The organism is Actinobacillus porcinus, from assembly GCF_901764995.1.
Lineage (GTDB): Bacteria > Pseudomonadota > Gammaproteobacteria > Enterobacterales > Pasteurellaceae > Exercitatus > Exercitatus porcinus.
Map to the genome: position 1 here is coordinate 146,106 of NZ_CABFKI010000004.1, position 17,443 is coordinate 163,548.

16 protein-coding genes and 1 tRNA gene are annotated in these 17,443 nt (G+C 41.5%); 7 read left to right on the plus strand and 10 right to left on the minus strand.

Annotated features, from left to right (window positions below):
• The first annotated feature begins 50 nt into the window (after positions 1-50).
• The 3 genes from glmM (at position 51) to E7T07_RS04360 (ending at position 2,014) form a co-directional block, all read left to right on the plus strand.
• Positions 51-1,385 carry a phosphoglucosamine mutase gene (gene glmM / locus E7T07_RS04350; protein WP_135709696.1) on the plus strand — a complete coding sequence of 445 codons (1,335 nt, stop codon included), beginning with the start codon at positions 51-53 and terminating at the stop codon, positions 1,383-1,385.
• A gap of 113 nt (positions 1,386-1,498) precedes the next feature.
• Positions 1,499-1,575, plus strand: a tRNA-Val gene (locus E7T07_RS04355).
• Between the two features lie 295 nt (positions 1,576-1,870).
• Positions 1,871-2,014: a hypothetical protein gene (locus tag E7T07_RS04360; protein WP_246046118.1), complete on the plus strand. Its 144-nt coding sequence runs from the start codon at positions 1,871-1,873 to the stop codon at positions 2,012-2,014.
• A 96-nt stretch (positions 2,015-2,110) separates the two neighbouring features.
• Here the strand turns inward: E7T07_RS04360 and E7T07_RS04365 are convergent, their stop codons facing one another.
• The 7 genes from E7T07_RS04365 to E7T07_RS04395 all read right to left on the minus strand — a co-directional run bounded on the left by E7T07_RS04365 (position 2,111) and on the right by E7T07_RS04395 (position 9,990).
• Positions 2,111-2,224: a DUF1294 domain-containing protein gene (locus E7T07_RS04365; RefSeq protein WP_180338711.1), complete on the minus strand. Its 114-nt coding sequence runs from the start codon at positions 2,222-2,224 to the stop codon at positions 2,111-2,113.
• On the minus strand, positions 2,224-3,489 hold the full coding sequence (gene glyA, locus E7T07_RS04370; RefSeq protein WP_135709697.1) for a serine hydroxymethyltransferase: 1,266 nt from the start codon (positions 3,487-3,489) through the stop codon (positions 2,224-2,226). Before glyA ends, E7T07_RS04365 begins: the two co-directional genes overlap by 1 nt.
• A gap of 129 nt (positions 3,490-3,618) precedes the next feature.
• Positions 3,619-4,908 carry a phosphoribosylamine--glycine ligase gene (purD, locus tag E7T07_RS04375; RefSeq protein WP_135709698.1) on the minus strand — a complete coding sequence of 430 codons (1,290 nt, stop codon included), beginning with the start codon at positions 4,906-4,908 and terminating at the stop codon, positions 3,619-3,621.
• A gap of 516 nt (positions 4,909-5,424) precedes the next feature.
• Positions 5,425-7,023: a bifunctional phosphoribosylaminoimidazolecarboxamide formyltransferase/IMP cyclohydrolase gene (gene purH / locus E7T07_RS04380; RefSeq protein ID WP_135709699.1), complete on the minus strand. Its 1,599-nt coding sequence runs from the start codon at positions 7,021-7,023 to the stop codon at positions 5,425-5,427.
• 136 nt (positions 7,024-7,159) lie between these two features.
• The gene (locus tag E7T07_RS04385; RefSeq protein ID WP_135709700.1) at positions 7,160-8,050 is read right to left on the minus strand and encodes a Dyp-type peroxidase; all 891 of its coding nucleotides are present in this window, start codon (positions 8,048-8,050) and stop codon (positions 7,160-7,162) included.
• Positions 8,051-8,059: 9 nt separating this feature from the next.
• Positions 8,060-9,805, minus strand: a complete 1,746-nt coding sequence (locus E7T07_RS04390; RefSeq protein ID WP_135709701.1) for a protein-disulfide reductase DsbD — start codon at positions 9,803-9,805, stop codon at positions 8,060-8,062.
• A 23-nt stretch (positions 9,806-9,828) separates the two neighbouring features.
• Positions 9,829-9,990, minus strand: a complete 162-nt coding sequence (locus E7T07_RS04395; protein ID WP_135709702.1) for a YoaH family protein — start codon at positions 9,988-9,990, stop codon at positions 9,829-9,831.
• 76 nt (positions 9,991-10,066) lie between these two features.
• Here E7T07_RS04395 and E7T07_RS04400 point away from each other — a divergent pair, with 76 nt between their 5' ends.
• Positions 10,067-11,071 carry an ornithine carbamoyltransferase gene (locus E7T07_RS04400; RefSeq protein WP_135709703.1) on the plus strand — a complete coding sequence of 335 codons (1,005 nt, stop codon included), beginning with the start codon at positions 10,067-10,069 and terminating at the stop codon, positions 11,069-11,071.
• 129 nt (positions 11,072-11,200) lie between these two features.
• On the opposite strand, the gene ribA is transcribed toward E7T07_RS04400, so the two are convergent.
• The gene (gene ribA, locus E7T07_RS04405) at positions 11,201-11,851 is read right to left on the minus strand and encodes a GTP cyclohydrolase II (RefSeq protein ID WP_135709704.1); all 651 of its coding nucleotides are present in this window, start codon (positions 11,849-11,851) and stop codon (positions 11,201-11,203) included.
• A 91-nt stretch (positions 11,852-11,942) separates the two neighbouring features.
• Here ribA and E7T07_RS04410 point away from each other — a divergent pair, with 91 nt between their 5' ends.
• Together E7T07_RS04410 and nagK are read left to right on the plus strand one after the other, a co-directional pair.
• Positions 11,943-12,668, plus strand: a complete 726-nt coding sequence (locus E7T07_RS04410) for a phosphatase PAP2 family protein (RefSeq protein WP_246046120.1) — start codon at positions 11,943-11,945, stop codon at positions 12,666-12,668.
• Between the two features lie 53 nt (positions 12,669-12,721).
• Positions 12,722-13,639, plus strand: a complete 918-nt coding sequence (gene nagK / locus E7T07_RS04415) for an N-acetylglucosamine kinase (RefSeq protein ID WP_135709705.1) — start codon at positions 12,722-12,724, stop codon at positions 13,637-13,639.
• Between the two features lie 67 nt (positions 13,640-13,706).
• Here the strand turns inward: nagK and E7T07_RS04420 are convergent, their stop codons facing one another.
• Positions 13,707-14,447 (minus strand): MIP/aquaporin family protein, encoded by a 741-nt coding sequence (locus tag E7T07_RS04420; RefSeq protein ID WP_135709706.1) that lies wholly within the window; start codon positions 14,445-14,447, stop codon positions 13,707-13,709.
• Positions 14,448-14,812: 365 nt separating this feature from the next.
• Between E7T07_RS04420 and glpK the strand changes: the two genes are divergently transcribed.
• Positions 14,813-16,324 (plus strand): glycerol kinase GlpK, encoded by a 1,512-nt coding sequence (gene glpK, locus E7T07_RS04425; protein ID WP_135709707.1) that lies wholly within the window; start codon positions 14,813-14,815, stop codon positions 16,322-16,324.
• Positions 16,325-16,878: 554 nt separating this feature from the next.
• Here glpK and E7T07_RS11250 read toward each other — a convergent pair.
• Positions 16,879-17,268: a transposase-like zinc-binding domain-containing protein gene (locus E7T07_RS11250; protein WP_420535196.1), complete on the minus strand. Its 390-nt coding sequence runs from the start codon at positions 17,266-17,268 to the stop codon at positions 16,879-16,881.
• Positions 17,269-17,443: the final 175 nt, after the last annotated feature.

The following is a 17,443-nucleotide window of genomic DNA, read 5'->3' on the forward strand; positions in this document are numbered from 1 at the left end:
TAGGATGAATTTTTCATCCTGTTCTTACACTTAAAAATAAAGGAAATAAAATGGCAGAACGTAAATATTTTGGTACAGATGGTGTACGCGGTAAAGTGGGTGAATTTCCAATCACCCCGGAATTTGCCCTTAAATTAGGTTGGGCAGCGGGGAAAGTCCTTGCGACTCAAGGATCGAAAAAAGTCTTGATTGGTAAAGATACCCGAATTTCTGGTTATATGTTGGAATCAGCCCTTGAAGCCGGGCTTGCTGCGGCAGGGCTTTCAGCGGCGTTTGTAGGGCCAATGCCAACCCCCGCTATTGCTTATTTAACGCGTGCTTTCCGTGCGGAAGCCGGCGTCGTTATTTCCGCATCTCATAACCCTTATTATGATAACGGTATCAAATTTTTCTCTGCGGCAGGCACAAAATTACCTGATGAAGTGGAAGAAGCCATTGAAGCCATGCTTGAGCAACCAATGGATTGTGTCGAATCGGCCGCTTTAGGGAAAGCCACACGTATTGTCGATGCTGCAGGGCGTTATATTGAGTTTTGTAAAAGCACCTTCCCAACGGATTTAAGTTTAGAAGGCTACAAAATTGTGGTGGATTGCGCTCATGGTGCCACTTATCATATCGCGCCGAGCGTGATGCGTGAATTAGGGGCAGAAGTAATTGAAATTGGTACAGAACCGAATGGATTAAATATCAATGAAAAATGCGGGGCAACCGATATTAAAGCCTTACAAGAAAAAGTCTTAGAAGTGGGCGCGGATGTTGGTTTGGCTTATGACGGCGATGGCGACCGTATTATGATGGTAGATCATTTAGGCAATAAAGTGGACGGCGACCAAATTCTGTACATTGTTGCGCGAGAAGCCTTACGCGCAGGGAATCTAAAAGGTGGTGTAGTCGGCACATTAATGAGCAATATGAGCCTTGAAATTGCCCTTAAACAATTAGGTATTCCATTCCTACGCGCGAACGTAGGTGACCGTTATGTGTTGGAAAAAATGCAAGAAAATAACTGGAAATTCGGCGGCGAAAATTCAGGGCATATTATTATTGCAGATAAAAATACCACAGGTGACGGTATTATTGCTTCACTTGCCGTATTAACCGCGATGGTTCAACATAAATTAACCTTAAATGAACTCACCGCAGCCGTGCAATTATTCCCACAAGTGTTAATCAACGTGCGTTTTGCCGGTGGTGCAAATCCGTTAGAAAGCGAAGCCGTGAAATCCGTTGCGGCAGAAGTGGAAAAACGTTTAGCCGGAAAAGGTCGTATTTTATTGCGCAAATCAGGAACAGAACCCTTGATCCGTGTGATGGTGGAATGTGAAGATGGCACGTTGGCACAACAATGTGCGGAAGAAATTGCAAACGCAGTAAAAGCAAACTAATTGTTCAAATTTTTTCCACTTAACAGAGTGCGGTAAATTTTTAACTTGTTTTGAAATAAAATTTCGTTATAATGACCGCACTTTTCGTTAACAACGATAACCAAATTTAAAACGCGACCGTAGCTCAGTTGGTTAGAGCACCACCTTGACATGGTGGGGGTCACTGGTTCGAGTCCAGCCGGTCGCACCATAAATCTAAATCATTTCATATCAATCCATATCAAATGATTCTTAAAAGCCTTGTAAATCAAGGCTTTTTCTTTTTTGCTGTATCAATCCATATCAATCCGTATCATTCCATATCAAAATTTTGGTATTACGTTTTGGTATTTTTTTGTGATGTAATACCCAAATTAAGGAAAATAATGATTTTTCGTAATACCAAAATTATTTTGGTAATACCAAAAGGAGGAATATATGGCGGTTACAGTTAAGCCATTAAGCATTACAGAATTCTGAAAAAGAATGAAGTTGATACTGGTCGGTTGAAAAATATTACGTTTATAGATATTGAGAAACGTTTAAATCACCATTTAATTCCAGTTCTTGGACGTTATCCCGTTGCTGAAATTTCTGCACCATTAGCTATTGAAAAATTAAAACCATTAGAGAGAGAGAAAGAAAGCTAATGTAAAAACTATTAGAACTGCCTGATTTCAGTTATAAAATAAATGAAAACGTAAAATAAATCTTGCTTTACTGGCGTTGGATTAAACCATATTGCATTAGCCCACAATTCGCCATTCTTTTTGCTTTGCCCGTTGTTTATCTACTCGCATCAAAAAATAAGCGGCGATATTCACCGCCGCTACATAACTAACAAGAATAACGAAAAACATTAGTTGCCGTACACCGGTAAACGTGCGCAGATTTCTAATACTTTCGCTTTGGTCGAAATAATGACTTCGTCTTCTTTCTCTGTACCCATTGCGTCTAAAACATCACACATCCAGCCGGCTAATTCCGTTACATCTTTTTCAGTAAAACCACGGCGAGTTACTGAAGGTGTACCCACACGGATACCTGAAGTTACAAATGGTTTTTGCGGGTCATTCGGTACAGAGTTTTTGTTTACAGTAATATTCGCACGACCTAATGCCGCATCAGCCGCTTTACCTGTTTTACCTTGTTTGATAAAGCTCACAAGGAATAAATGGTTTTCTGTGCCGTTTGAAACCACGTCATAACCACGGGCCTTAAAGACTTCCACCATCGCTTTCGCATTTTTCAACACATTGGTTTGATACTCTTTGAAAGCCGGTTCTAAGGCTTCTTTAAAGCAAATTGCTTTTGCCGCCATAATATGAACTAATGGACCGCCTTGGTTAGCCGGGAATACTGATGATTGTAATTTTTTATAGATTTCTTCATCGCCACAAGCGGATAAAATCAAACCACCACGTGGGCCACCTAAGGTTTTGTGTGTTGTGGTTGTTACTACGTGTGCATACGGTAATGGGCTTGGGTAAACGCCAGCAGCAATAAGACCTGCCACGTGTGCCATATCAACGAATAAATATGCGCCTACAGCGTCTGCAATTTCACGCATTTTTGCCCAATCAACCACTTGTGAATACGCAGAAAAACCTGCCACGATCATTTTCGGTTGACATTCTTTCGCTTTCGCTAACACATCATCATAATCGATTAAACCATCAGCTGTGATACCGTAAAGTACAGAATTATAAATTTTACCTGAGAAACTTACTTTTGCACCATGGGTTAAGTGACCGCCATGAGCTAAATCCATCCCTAAAATTGTATCGCCGGCATTAATTAACGCACCATAAACTGCCGCATTTGCTTGCGAACCTGAGTGCGGTTGCACGTTAGCATAATCACAGTTAAATAATTCTTTTGCACGATCAATAGCTAATTGCTCAACAATATCCGCATATTCACAGCCACCATAATAGCGTTTACCCGGATAACCTTCTGCATATTTATTGGTAAATTGAGAACCTTGTGCTTCCATTACACAGGGACTGGCATAGTTTTCTGAAGCAATTAATTCAATATGTTCTTCTTGGCGGCGATTTTCATCTTGGATCGCTTGCCATAATACTGGATCGTAATCGGCGATAGTTACACTTCTTTTAAACATTGTTTGTATCCTCGTTTTGTTGTAATGATGACGTATAGTTTACAACTATATACGCTATTTTTTAATTAAAATTTCATTGTTAATTTTTCATTGTTCAGATGAATTCTTTTCATCTGATGCATCGCAGCATTATTTATTCTGCTCTCTCGCCACCGCGCGATAACCAATATCTCGGCGATAGAAACGTCCTGTCCATGTGACTTGTTCTGCTAATTTCAAGGCTTTTTGCTGTGCGTCAAATACGCTGTTGCCCAGTGCCGTGACACAAAGCACGCGTCCACCGTTAGTGACAAGTTTGCCGTCTTTTTCTGCCACACCGGCTAAAAAGACTTTTTCGCCTTGTTCAGGTTGTGCCGGAATACCGTGGATTTCATCATTTTTACGATAATCCCCTGGGTAACCTTCCGCTGCGAGCACGATACCAAGTGCCGCCTCTTCCGCCCATTCTGATTTCACTTCGTTTAATTTGCCTTCACAGGCTTTTAAGCAAAGTTCCACTAAATCCGATTTCATTCGCATCATAATCGGTTGCGTTTCAGGATCACCAAAACGGCAGTTAAATTCGATGACTTTCGGCTGACCGTTTTTGTCAATCATCAGACCGGCATATAAGAAACCTTTGTACACATTATTTTCCGCCGCCATACCGCGCACAGTCGGATAAATAATTTGTTCCATCACGCGTTGGTGAATTTCTTGTGTTACCACTGGCGCAGGCGAATACGCCCCCATGCCGCCTGTATTCAAGCCTTTATCGCCCTCGCCGACGCGTTTGTGATCTTGTGATGTTGCCATTGGCTCCACATTCACGCCATCCACCATCACGATAAAGCTCGCCTCTTCGCCATCTAAAAATTCTTCAATAACCACGCGACTACCCGCTTCACCAAAGGCATTGCCAGACAGCATATCTTTAATCGCCTCTTCCGCCTCTTGCAAGGTCATCGCCACAATCACACCTTTACCCGCCGCTAAACCATCAGCTTTCACCACAATCGGCGCGCCTTTTTCACGTACATAAGCCAACGCCTGATCCACATCGGTAAAGTTTTGATATTCCGCCGTTGGAATCTTATGACGCGCTAAGAAATCTTTAGTAAAGGCTTTAGAACCTTCCAACTGCGCTGCTGATTGACGCGGCCCGAAAATGGTTAACCCAGCCGATTCAAAGGCATCCACCACACCAACAACTAACGGCGCCTCAGGGCCAACAATAGTTAAACCGATATCATTTTCTTGGGCAAATTTCACCAACGCAGGCACATCTGTAGCAGAAATATTCACATTTTCCACCGCACTTTCTAACGCTGTGCCGGCATTACCCGGTGCAACAAAAACTTTGCTTGCTAAAGGTGATTGTGCTGCTTTCCATGCTAGAGCGTGTTCGCGACCGCCATTTCCGATGATGAGTATGTTCATTTTGTTATTCCTTTGATTGTTTTGTTGTTCGAAATGTATTTCGAGCTTTTTTATAAATCGTGTTTCGCCGATGGCGACTTACTTTTCTTTACTCGTGTAAAGAAAAGTAAGCAAAAGAAACACGCCCCGACTTCAATGCTTTTCTGAGCTTTATTGAAATTTTTTTAACGGAAAACAAGTAAACTCGCTACGCTCAAACAAACTTGTTTTCCTAAAAATTTCAAGTCGCTCAGGCATTTCAGACGGGGGGGGGAACCGAACATAAAGCGCGGTTAATTTTTAACAAGTCTGCCGGTTTTGATATTCCCTAAATGGGTTCCCTTCTTTGCCGCCTAAAAAAGTGTTAATTTGTAGGAAAATGCCGTCTGTTTGAGCGTAGCGAGTTTAGGCATTTTCCGTTAAACAAATTCACGCTTTTTTAGGAAATAAGGCAAAGCAGGGTGTGCTTTCTTTTTGCCTACTTTTGCTTTGCACAAGCAAAGAAAAAGTAGGTCGCCCATCGGGCGAAACCCGATTTTAGTGTCTAAAGTGTCTCATTTTAGTAAGAACCATCACCATATTATGCTCATCCGCCGCATCAATCACTTCTTGATCGCGCATTGAGCCGCCTGGGTGGATAACACATTCAATGCCCACTGCGGCAGCAGCGTCAATGCCGTCACGGAATGGGAAGAAAGCGTCTGACGCCATAACACAGCCTTTCACTTCTAAGCCTTCATATTGTGCTTTGATACCTGCAATTTTCGCAGAATAAACACGGCTCATTTGACCTGCGCCAATACCAATGGTTTGATTATTTTTCGCATAAACAATGGCATTAGATTTCACAAATTTCGCCACTTTCCAGCAGAATAATAAATCTTCTAATTCTTGTTGAGTTGGTTTACGTTTGCTGACCACTTCTAAATCATCAATGCTCACCATGCCTAAATCCGCGTCTTGCACCAATAAACCGCCGTTCACACGTTTTACATCTAAACGAGCTTGTGGTTTGCTAAATTCACCACATTCTAATAAACGCACATTTTTCTTCGCTTTGACCACTTCAACTGCCGCGGCTGAAACCGTTGGCGCAATAATCACTTCCACAAATTGACGTTCAACAATGGCTTTCGCGGTAGCTTCATCTAATTCACGGTTAAAGGCAATAATGCCACCAAATGCTGAAGTAGGGTCAGTTTGATAAGCGCGATTGTAAGCCTCTAAAGCATCTTTTCCTAACGCCACCCCACAAGGATTCGCGTGTTTAACAATCACACAAGCTGGTTCATCAAAAGATTTCACACATTCTAATGCCGCGTCAGTGTCCGCAATATTATTGTAAGAAAGAGCTTTACCTTGTAATTGTTTCGCAGTTGAAACGCTGGCTTCTTTTACATCTTGTTCGACATAAAATGCCGCGTTCTGGTGACTATTTTCACCATAACGCATAGTTTGTTTACGGATAAAGTTCAAGTTTAACGTGCGTGGGAATTGACCGCACTTCGCGTCTTTATCCTCTTCCTCTGCCGCAAAATAAGGTTTCACCATTTGACCAAAATAGTTGGCAATCATCGAATCGTATTGCGCCGTATGTTCAAAAGCTTTAATGGCTAAATCAAAACGGGTTTCTAAAGTAAGGCTGTTTTGGTTTTGATCCATTTCCGCAAGAATGGCGTTAAAATCATTATTATTCACCACAATCGCCACATCTTTATGGTTTTTCGCCGCAGAACGCACCATTGTCGGACCGCCGATATCGATATTTTCTACCGCATCTTCAAGCGAGCAATTGGGTTTCGCCACCGTTGCCGCGAAAGGATAAAGGTTTACCACCACCATATCGATCCCTTCGATACCATGTTGTTGCATAACGGCATCATCCGTACCGCGGCGACCTAAAATCCCGCCATGCACTTTCGGATGAAGGGTTTTTACACGACCGTCCATCATCTCCGGAAAGCCTGTGTAATCGGACACTTCCGTCACTGGCAATCCGTTGTCAGCTAAAAGTTTTGCTGTGCCACCTGTTGATAATAATTTCACACCACGTTGATGTAAGCCTTGTGCGAATTCCACAATACCGGCTTTGTCAGAGACGCTTAACAACGCTTGACGAATGGGACGAGTTTGCATGAATGTTTCCTTTTATGGGTTAATATAAAAAAATCCTGCGCATTATAGCGCAAACGTTTGCGCAATGCTATGTAAAGATCATTTGTAATGATCAAAAAAGACCACAACTGCGGTCTTTTTGAATCTCACTTTTAACTTATAAACTCAACAATTTTTCCAAAGACGGGGCAAAATAATACGCGCCTGTGACAGGTTTGGTAAAACCTAAAAGGCGGTCGCTTTTGCCGTCTAATTCGCCGAACATGCTGAGTAATTGTTGTTCGATGTTATGCAAGGTGGCGCAATAGGCGATGAAGAATAAGCCGTTTGTGCCGCTTGCGGTGCCGTAAGGTAGGCTTTGGCGTAAGATTTTTAAGCCTTTGCCGTTTTCTTTCACATCAGTGCGTCCAACGTGGGAAGTTTCCGGCACTTCGTCCAGCTCTACGCTGTCAGCCTTGGTGCGTCCAATCACATTTTCTTGTTTTTCAACACTTAATTTGTCCCATTTTGGTAAATCATGTTCCCAACGTTGAGTGAAGACATAGCTGCCGTCTGCGTCTTCACCGTTGGCAATTAAGCCCACTTCTGCACGCGCTTGAGCTTTCGGGTTTTCTGTGCCATCAATAAATCCGGTTAAATCACGATCTTCTACCCAACGGAAACCGTGAATTTCTTGTTGAATTTCCACCGCACTTTGGAAAGATTTCACCGCGGCTTGCGCCAAAGTAAAGTTCACATCAGGGCGATTGGATTGAATATGCACCAGCAAATCATATTGGGTCGCCGGTGCGATTAAATTGCCCTTGCCCAATGTCACAAAAGGTTTTAATTCAGGCGCGCTGCCTGCTGTTGCAAGCTGTTTCCATACCTTGTCACCAAATGCCACTGTCGCGCCTAAATGTGCCTCTGGGAACTTAGCTTGTAGTGATTGTAATTGCTCGATAAAGGCACGACTTGCCGCAGGCAATGCGCTAATTTCCGAGACGTTCGCCTCTAAATAAATCCCTGCTTTGCAGCCTTCCAATAAAATACCGCTTTGAGCTGTCATGGTGTTCTCCTATTTTGTTAATTTATTCACCCAATCTGCAAAAGGTTGCGCATCCATAAATCCGGTCACTCGCGAACCTTGAATTTCTTCGCCGTTTTTATTAAAGAAAATAATAGTCGGCAGTCCTAAAACCTTTAATTCTGCCATTAATGTTTTATTTTCCGGGCTATTTTGGGTCATATCCACTTGCAATAATAGCACATTTTCAAACGCCGCTTTTACCCCGGGTTCATTAAAGGTATATTTTTCAAACTCTTTGCAAGCCACGCACCAATCTGCATATAAATCCAACATTGCCATGGATTTTGGATTATCCGCCAAAGCTTGTTGCAATTCGCCATAGCTTGAAATACGAACAAATGGTGTAGGATTGGCGGAAACTTCCCGCGTTTCCACCGCACTTTTTTCCAATAATGGCAATGACTTATTGTTATGGTGGAGGGCAAAAAAGAGCGTAAAGGTCACGATTAAACCCACCCAATATCTTTTCGATGCCACCCAACAACAAAATGCGATCAGCCACAATGCCCATAAATGGGTTGAGTATTCGACAAAAACGCGTTCCAATAAAAACACTGGTAATAGTAACAAAATAAAGCCAAACAACTCTTTCACGATGTTCGTCCACTCGCCCGATTTGGGTAGGATTTTGTTACCGAATAATGTGATTAAAATCAACGGCCCGCCCATGCCTAATGCCAATAGATACAACGTAATTGCGCCTGTGAATAAATCGCCCGATTGTGCCACGTAAAGCAACGCCCCTGAAAGCGGTGCTGACGTGCAAGGTGACGCCACCAAGCCAGCAATCATCCCCATCACAAATACGCCGCCCAATGCGCCTGATTTTTGGTTACTGCTCCATTGATTGAGCTTATTTTGCCATTTATTCGGCAACTGCAAATTAAACACACCGAACATAGACATGGCTAATAAAATGAATAAAATCGACAATCCCATTAACACTGGCGGACTTTGCAACGCGACTTGAAACGGTAAGCCAATCGCGGCGACAATTAAGCCGAGCAACGTATAAGTGAGCGCCATACCTTGCACATAGACAAAGCTCAAGGCAAAGGCTCGACCCAAGGATGGACGTTGTCCCTGCCCAATAACAATCGCCGAAAGCAACGGCAGCATGGGCAATAGGCAAGGCGTAAATGCTAAACCCACACCTAAGATAAAGAACCAAAACACCGCATATTTCGATTTAAACAAGCTTTCCGCCAGTTGATCTTGCTCTGATTTTGGCATTAAAAGTGCGGTCGAATTTGGCTCCGTTTTTTGTTGCAAAACACCCGAGTTTTTAACCGCACTTTGCTCCGTCAAATTATGTTGAAAAGCAGATAAATCCACGCTTTTTTCTTCCGGCGGATAGCAAAAACCTTTGGTACAACCTTGATAAGTCACCGTCAAACGCGTGGATTTTGCGGTTTCCAACAAGGGTGCAACAACGTTCAAATTATCACGAAAAATTTCCACCTTGCCAAAAAATTCATCTTGGTGCATTTCCCCTTGTGGAAATTGTAACTCCCCCACTTTCCCTTTTTCCGCAATGACGCTGATTTCTTTTTTATAAAGATAATAGCCATCAGCAATGTGCCAATTTAACAGCAAGTTTTCCCCTTGCGGCGTGACAGAAAACTGAAAAGCCTCTTCTGCTTTTAAAAACTCAGGCGTTTTTTTATCAAACAACCCCGCTTGCGCAGAAAGTGCGGTGAAAAATAAGGATAAAAAGAGAAAAAATTTTTTCATTATTACGGTTAAACTCGCTACTTTTATTTTTCTTTAGTGTCTTTTTGATGAGCTTGACGCAAGGCTTCTGCCACCATAGCGATAGCTTGCCCGGCGGGAATCCCCTGAGCCATTAGGGTTTGAATTTGTTCAACGGCTTGCTGTTGTTGTTCGTGTGTTAAGCCTAATAATGCGCTATCCGGCATAATTTATCCTTTAATAAAGCCAATAAAAGCAGTAATATAGCAAAAATTTTTATTCAGCGATACAGGAGCAAACACAATGCCTTTTAACTTAAAAAATCGTCATTTATTAAGTTTAGTTAATCATACCCCGCGTGAAATTCAATTTCTATTAGATCTCGCTAAAGATCTCAAACGTGCAAAATACGCCGGTACCGAACAGCCGCGCTTAAAAGGTAAAAATATTGCATTAATTTTTGAAAAAACCTCAACTCGTACACGCTGCTCTTTTGAAGTTGCCGCTTACGATCAAGGGGCTAATGTCACTTATCTTGATCCTGTTTCATCTCAAATCGGTCACAAAGAAAGTATTAAAGACACTGCTCGAGTGTTGGGGCGTTTGTATGACGCTATCGAATACCGAGGTTTTAGCCAGCAGGTAGTAAATGATTTAGCCAAATATTCCGGTGTACCTGTTTTTAACGGTTTAACCGATGAATTTCACCCAACCCAAATGTTGGCAGATGTGTTGACCATGATGGAACATAGCCCAAAACCACTCAATGAAATTAGTTATGTTTATATTGGCGATGCGCGCAATAATATGGGGAATTCGTTGTTATTAATCGGCGCAAAATTAGGAATGGATGTACGAATTTGTGCGCCAAAAGCGTTGCTACCGGAAGATAGCCTTGTGGTGATGTGCCAAGAATTTGCCAAAGAAACAGGCGCACGAATTACCGTCACGGAAGATATTGATACTGCGGTGAAAGGCGTGGATTTTGTGCATACAGATATTTGGGTTTCAATGGGCGAACCGATTGAAGCTTGGGGCGAGCGTATTGACTTATTAATGCCATATCAAGTGACCCCTGAATTAATGCAACGTACAGGCAACCCGAATGTGAAATTTATGCATTGCTTACCGGCATTCCATAATTGCGAAACAAAAGTAGGCCAAGAAATCGCCGCTCAATACCCTGCCCTTGCCAACGGCATTGAAGTAACGGAAGATGTTTTTGAAAGCCCAATGAACATCGCTTTTGAACAAGCCGAAAACCGTATGCATACCATTAAGGCAGTGATGGTAGCGTCTTTGGGGTAGGACCAAAATATGCCTATTAGATCAAATCTCTAGCGAAATACCTAGAGATTTGTCAGCGATATGACCGCACTTGTTATGAAAGTGCGGTTTTTATTTTTAACTCTTCTATACTCGCGATATAGGTGATTTTTATTTAGTGGGAATTTCCGACTGACAATGTGGGCAATCTAAAAAATGTTTTTCATTATTATGCACAATATAATGCCCCATTTTCTTCGCTTTCGTGTCGAGATAGCCTGTGTTGTAGCGGTTTTCCCCCACATTCAACGGCACACGTTCCACCACATTGATCCCGTCTTTTTTCATGGTATCAATTTTAGCCGGGTTATTCGTTAATAAACGCACCGCTTTGACGCCTAATAATTCAAACATATCCGCACAAACCGAAAAATTCCGTTCATCCGCTTTAAAACCTAAGGCAAGATTGGCTTCAATGGTATCCATCCCTTTATCTTGCAAAGAGTAAGCGCGAATTTTGTTAATCAACCCGATTCCGCGTCCTTCTTCGCGATGATAAATCAACACGCCACGTCCTTCTTCGCTAATTTGACGTAAGGCGCTGGCTAATTGGAAACCACAGTCACATTTCAAGCTATGCAAGGCATCCCCTGTTAAACATTCTGAATGAATACGTGCTAAAACAGGTTTACCATCTGCGACATCCCCCATCACCAAAGCCACGTGTTCTTTTTTGGTGTCAGGAAATTCAAACCCGACAATTTTAAAAATGCCAAATTCTGTGGGCAATGTGGCTTCCGTCACACGCTGAATTTTAGTCATAAAATAAATCCTTATCCTTTCTCGTTCGTCAGTGATAGAATGTGCAACGTTGTTTATTGGACAACGATTTTATTTACCACTGGAGTTTCAAATGTTAAAGCGTTTGTCATTATATACTTTTTTACTTTGCCTTGTGCCGATTTTTGTATGGATTTTTTCTTGGGCATGGGCAGGTGATAACCATCTTACTCAATTTGATCATTTTCTTTACTGGCTTACAGAAACAGGCAGTGTGCCTTATGCCGTTATCAGCTGCGCGGTTTTTGCCTTGCTGTTCTACCCTATTTTCCCTAATCGCAAGAAATGGATGTTAGGCGTAGGGGTGATGGTGTTGTCTATGGTTGCCACCCAAGGCATTAAGACCGTGGCTAAAAATGCTTTTGCCGAACCTCGTCCTTATGTTGTTCAATTTGAAGAGCAATCAGGTATGTCCTCAGAGGCATTTTATGCACTACCGCGCAATGAGCGTGAAGTCGTCATTCATCATTTCTATGCTGCAAAAACAGACGTCCCAACATGGCTTGCTCATCATCGCGAAAATGAAACCGGCTATTCTTTCCCATCAGGTCATGCTATTTTCGCTGCCGCTTGGTTATTATTAGCCGTGGGCTTTACGGAGTTTTATGGCCGTTGTCGCACTGCCTCCAAACTTCTCGTGGCGGGCACTTTAATTTGGGCGGTGTTAATGTTAGTCAGCCGACTTCGCTTAGGCATGCATTATCCGATTGACTTATTTGCCAGTATTTTAATCGCTTGGATTGTGCATGGTGTTATTTTTACATTTTTAGCCAAAAAAGCGATCTTTATCAAAGAATAATGTCGTAAGTGAGGTTAAAATTTAAAAAGTTTTTTTAATCAAAAGGTAGCAGTATGTTATATGGATTAGACATTGGCGGCACAAAAATTGAACTTGCCGCATTTAACGAAAAGCTCGAAAAGCAATATAGCGAACGCGTTCCAACGCCTAAAAACAGCTATGAAGAGTGGCTGGATACTATCGTGGCATTAGTGGAAAAAGCGGACGCCAAATTTGGTGTGAAAGGCTCTGTGGGTTTAGGCGTTCCGGGCTTTGTTAACCACGAAACAGGGATTGCGGAAATTACCAATATCCGCGTGGCAGACAATAAGCCGATTTTAAAAGATCTAAGCGAACGTTTAGGCCGCGAAGTTCGCGCAGAAAATGACGCAAACTGTTTCGCGCTGTCTGAAGCTTGGGACAAAGAAAATCAACAATATCCTTGTGTGTTAGGGTTAATTCTCGGCACAGGTTTTGGCGGTGGATTAGTCTTCAATGGTAAAGTCCACTCCGGCAAAGTAGGAATGGCGGGCGAATTGGGGCATTTACAGCTCAATTATCACGCACTCAAATTGCTCGGTTGGGATAAAGCCCCGATTTACGATTGTGGTTGTGGCAACCGCGCTTGTTTAGATACCTATCTTTCAGGTCGTGGCTTTGAAATGCTTTACCGTGATTTACAAGGCGAAACCCTTTCTGCCAAAGAAATTATCGAACGTTTTTATGCGCAAGATGAAAGTGCGGTGAAATTTGTTAACATGTTTGTTGAGCTTTGTGCGATTTCAATTGGTAATATTATTACAGCATTGGATCCACACATGATCGTATTAGGCGGTGGGTTATCAAACTTTGATTATTTGTATGAAGCCTTACCAAAAGCATTACCGGCACATTTAATGCGTAGCGCGAAAGTGCCTGTAATCAAAAAAGCCAAATACGGCGATTCCGGCGGTGTACGCGGTGCCGCGGCGTTGTTCTTAGAACGTAAATAGGTTATTCCTGTACTATGTACAATGAAAAAGAGCGGTTTTTAAGCCGCTCTTTTTGGTATCAATGAGATTACATCACAATATTATAAGCCACGGCGGCTAATACCCCACCGATGATTGGACCCACAACAGGAACCCACGCATAGCCCCAGTCTGGTGATGTGTTTAATTTTTTGCCTAAAATGGCTAACGCAATACGCGGACCTAAGTCACGAGCCGGGTTAATCGCATACCCTGTTGTGCCGCCTAAACTTAAACCAATCGCCCATACTAAAATCGCCACAGGTAATGCACCGATTGAACCTAAACCGATTGGTGCGGCAGTTTCTGTACCCGGTAACATCACTTTACCTGATGTAATAAAGAAGATGACAGAAACAAGTACTACGGTACCAATAATTTCACAGAATAGGTTATTTTTATAGTTACGAATAGCCGGTTCTGTTGAGAAGCAAGCGCGTTTTAAACCTTCGTTATCCGTAGCTTGGAAATGATCATAGTAGAATAAGTACACTACAAATGCACCCAAAATCCCGCCACCAAGTTGCGCCGCGATATAACCCGGAACCATTGCCCAATCGAACGCACCTTTTACCGCTACGCCAATTGTGACGGCTGGGTTTAGATGTGCACCGCTATATTCACCTGTTGCGACAACTGCAACATAAACTGCAAATGCCCAAGCCGTTGTAATCACAATCCAACCTGAACTATTACCTTTGGTTTTATTTAAGCACACATTAGCCACCACACCATTACCCATTAAAACAAGAAGGGCTGTGCCTAGGAATTCAGCTAAATAAGCATTCATAAGAAAATCTCCATATTATTGAAAGTGCGATGTTTTTTTATAAAAAAACATCCGTTGGCAATCTCGTTCATTTTCAATCAAATATAAAGTAAATGTCTTATGCGACTGTTTGCCATTATGTACGTATTGGTATAAATAGCAATAGCCTAGCATAACTAATTTTTAAATTTGATAAGCAGATCACGTTACTGAACAAATGTGATAAAAATTTTGTGACCGAGTTCAAAAAAACAAAATTTCTTTATTTAATTTGCCTGAAAAATCGATTAAGTTAGTGGCTACGCAATTTTCGTTCATCATCAAAATAACCTATTTGCATTATGTGCAATGTTGTTAACCCTAAAACACATAAAAGGAATTAAATTATGGCAGACAAAAAATATATTATTGCATTAGATCAAGGTACAACAAGCTCTCGTGCAGTACTTCTCGACCATAACGCCAATATTATTGAAATCGCACAACGTGAATTTACCCAAATTTATCCGAAAGCAGGTTGGGTTGAACATAACCCAATGGAAATTTGGGCAACACAAAGTTCAACCTTAAACGAAGTGGTTGCTAAAGCCGGTATTTCATCTGATGAAATTGCGGCAATTGGTATTACCAACCAACGTGAAACTACCATTGTATGGGAAAAAGAAACAGGTACGCCTGTTTATAATGCGATTGTGTGGCAATGCCGCCGTACATCGGATATTACGGATAAACTCAAAGCAGATGGCCATGAGGACTATATTCGTAGCACCACAGGTTTAGTGGTTGACCCTTATTTCTCAGGCACCAAAGTAAAATGGATTTTAGATAATGTTGAAGGTGCCCGTGAAAAAGCAGAACGTGGCGAACTGTTATTTGGTACCGTGGACACTTGGTTAGTATGGAAATTAACCCAAGGTCGCGTTCATGTTACAGACTACACCAACGCCTCTCGTACGATGCTATTCAACATTCATACCAAACAATGGGACGATAAAATGTTGGAATTACTCAATATTCCACGTTCTATGTTACCTGAAGTGAAAAACTCCTCTGAAATTTATGGCCAAACCAATATTGGGGGTAAAGGTGGCGTTCGTATTCCTGTGGCAGGTATCGCCGGTGACCAACAAGCGGCGTTATTCGGTCATTTATGTGTTAACGCAGGTCAAGCGAAAAATACCTATGGCACAGGTTGCTTTATGTTGCTTCATACCGGGGATAAAGCGATTAAATCAAAAAATGGCTTATTAACCACTATCGCTTGTAACGCCAAAGGCGAACCGGCTTATGCCCTTGAAGGCTCTGTATTTATTGCAGGGGCGTCAATTCAATGGTTACGTGATGAACTCAAAATTGTTCATGACAGCTACGACAGTGAATACTTTGCAACCAAAGTGCCAAGCACAAATGGCGTTTATGTCGTTCCTGCCTTTACAGGCTTAGGCGCGCCATATTGGGATCCATATGCACGCGGGGCGATTTTGGGCTTATCGCGTGGTGCAAACCGCAACCATATTGTTCGTGCGACCCTTGAATCTATCGCATACCAAACGCGTGATGTGTTAGAAGCAATGCAAGCCGACTCCGGCAACAAACTTCAATATCTCCGTGTTGATGGTGGTGCAACGGCAAATAATTTCTTGATGCAATTCCAATCTGATATTTTAGACGTCAACGTTGAACGCCCTGTAGTGAAAGAAGTGACCGCATTAGGTGCAGCGTATTTGGCCGGTCTTGCAGTTGGCTTCTGGAAAGACTTAAGCGAACTTCAAGATAAAGCACGCGTAGAACGCACATTCACACCGGATAACGACAACGAAAAACGCGAACGCCGTTATAAAGGCTGGAAAAAAGCCGTTCGCCGTGCCTTAGAATGGGAAAAAGAAGATGCTGAATAATTCAGTATTGAGATAAAAGAAAGTGCGGTCAAATTTCCTATATTATATAGCAGCCGTACAAGATGGTCGTTGAGCCTGTCGAAACGTAAGTCTTGTACAATACGCTGAAATGTCTTATGCTTCGACAAGCTCACCAACCGCCATTTCAGCGTTGTGCAAGGCTACATAATATAGCAAATCTCTATTATTTGGCATAGTAGACAAAAGTGTTGGTTTTAATTATTTTTCTAATTACTACCAACTCTTTTTATTTATAAAATCTTCTATAAACATAGTCTTATGCTTTTTCGTTAATCCGTTTGAACAGATAATTTCTGTTTCAGTTCTTTAAATAACCTTTCCAGCCGATTTGTTGTTTTTTTCTATATTTAGATGAGCATATTTCTCAAAAGTAAATAAATATCTCATATAGTATTTAAACTAGCATAAGCCCCTCTTACATTACGATGTTTACAATAAGGAAAATAGCCTTGTTCATTAGAATATTCAGAGCGTTCATCTAAAAAGTCTTTATGTTTTAAATACCATTGGTATAATCTTAAATAACTCTTTCATTAGCCTTTCTCTCTTAATCGGTTGAGTGCAAGCTTGTAATAAACATCTTTTTCTGTTCGTACAAAATAGTGAGAAACGACATTATTGGTGATCGAGTCCATTAAAACTAATATGCCAAAATAACGCCCAAAGAAAGTCGTATCCATAACAATATTCAGATATTTATTTAAAGGCGGTTGTAGGACTGTTTTTTGGGCTTTATCGATATATATTTGAATCATTCTGACTGAACAATGATATTTAATGGCGAGTTCTTTATAGGTTTGTTTTCCTAAAATATAATCGTTCCAAATTTTAATTGGATCTAATTTGTTCTTGAAGGAAAATGTTTTATGACACTTATTACAAAAATATCGTTGAATATTATTTAATGTGCCATGTTTCTTTATTTTCGGATTTTGGCAAAATGGGCAATTTTTTGTTCATATTTCAAAAATAGGGCTTAAAGCCTTGTACTATAAGGCTTTAAGCCAGTTTTTAGCAACTATTTTGTCTATTACACCTGTAATTATTCATTTGCGACATAATGACGAAAATAGCACAAAAATCCGATCTATCTTTATT

Coding starts and splice junctions, on each gene's coding strand:
- purD (WP_135709698.1), bottom strand. CDS start 4,908: ATGAACATACTCATCATCGGAAATGGCGGTCGCGAACACGCTCTAGCA.
- E7T07_RS04390 (WP_135709701.1), bottom strand. CDS start 9,805: ATGAAAAAATTTTTTCTCTTTTTATCCTTATTTTTCACCGCACTTTCT.
- E7T07_RS04410 (WP_246046120.1), top strand. CDS start 11,943: ATGTTAAAGCGTTTGTCATTATATACTTTTTTACTTTGCCTTGTGCCG.
- E7T07_RS04395 (WP_135709702.1), bottom strand. CDS start 9,990: ATGCCGGATAGCGCATTATTAGGCTTAACACACGAACAACAACAGCAA.
- E7T07_RS04365 (WP_180338711.1), bottom strand. CDS start 2,224: ATGTTTTTCGTTATTCTTGTTAGTTATGTAGCGGCGGTGAATATCGCC.
- purH (WP_135709699.1), bottom strand. CDS start 7,023: ATGCAAACTCGTCCCATTCGTCAAGCGTTGTTAAGCGTCTCTGACAAA.
- glpK (WP_135709707.1), top strand. CDS start 14,813: ATGGCAGACAAAAAATATATTATTGCATTAGATCAAGGTACAACAAGC.
- E7T07_RS04420 (WP_135709706.1), bottom strand. CDS start 14,447: ATGAATGCTTATTTAGCTGAATTCCTAGGCACAGCCCTTCTTGTTTTA.
- E7T07_RS04385 (WP_135709700.1), bottom strand. CDS start 8,050: ATGACAGCTCAAAGCGGTATTTTATTGGAAGGCTGCAAAGCAGGGATT.
- nagK (WP_135709705.1), top strand. CDS start 12,722: ATGTTATATGGATTAGACATTGGCGGCACAAAAATTGAACTTGCCGCA.
- ribA (WP_135709704.1), bottom strand. CDS start 11,851: ATGACTAAAATTCAGCGTGTGACGGAAGCCACATTGCCCACAGAATTT.
- glyA (WP_135709697.1), bottom strand. CDS start 3,489: ATGTTTAAAAGAAGTGTAACTATCGCCGATTACGATCCAGTATTATGG.
- glmM (WP_135709696.1), top strand. CDS start 51: ATGGCAGAACGTAAATATTTTGGTACAGATGGTGTACGCGGTAAAGTG.
- E7T07_RS04400 (WP_135709703.1), top strand. CDS start 10,067: ATGCCTTTTAACTTAAAAAATCGTCATTTATTAAGTTTAGTTAATCAT.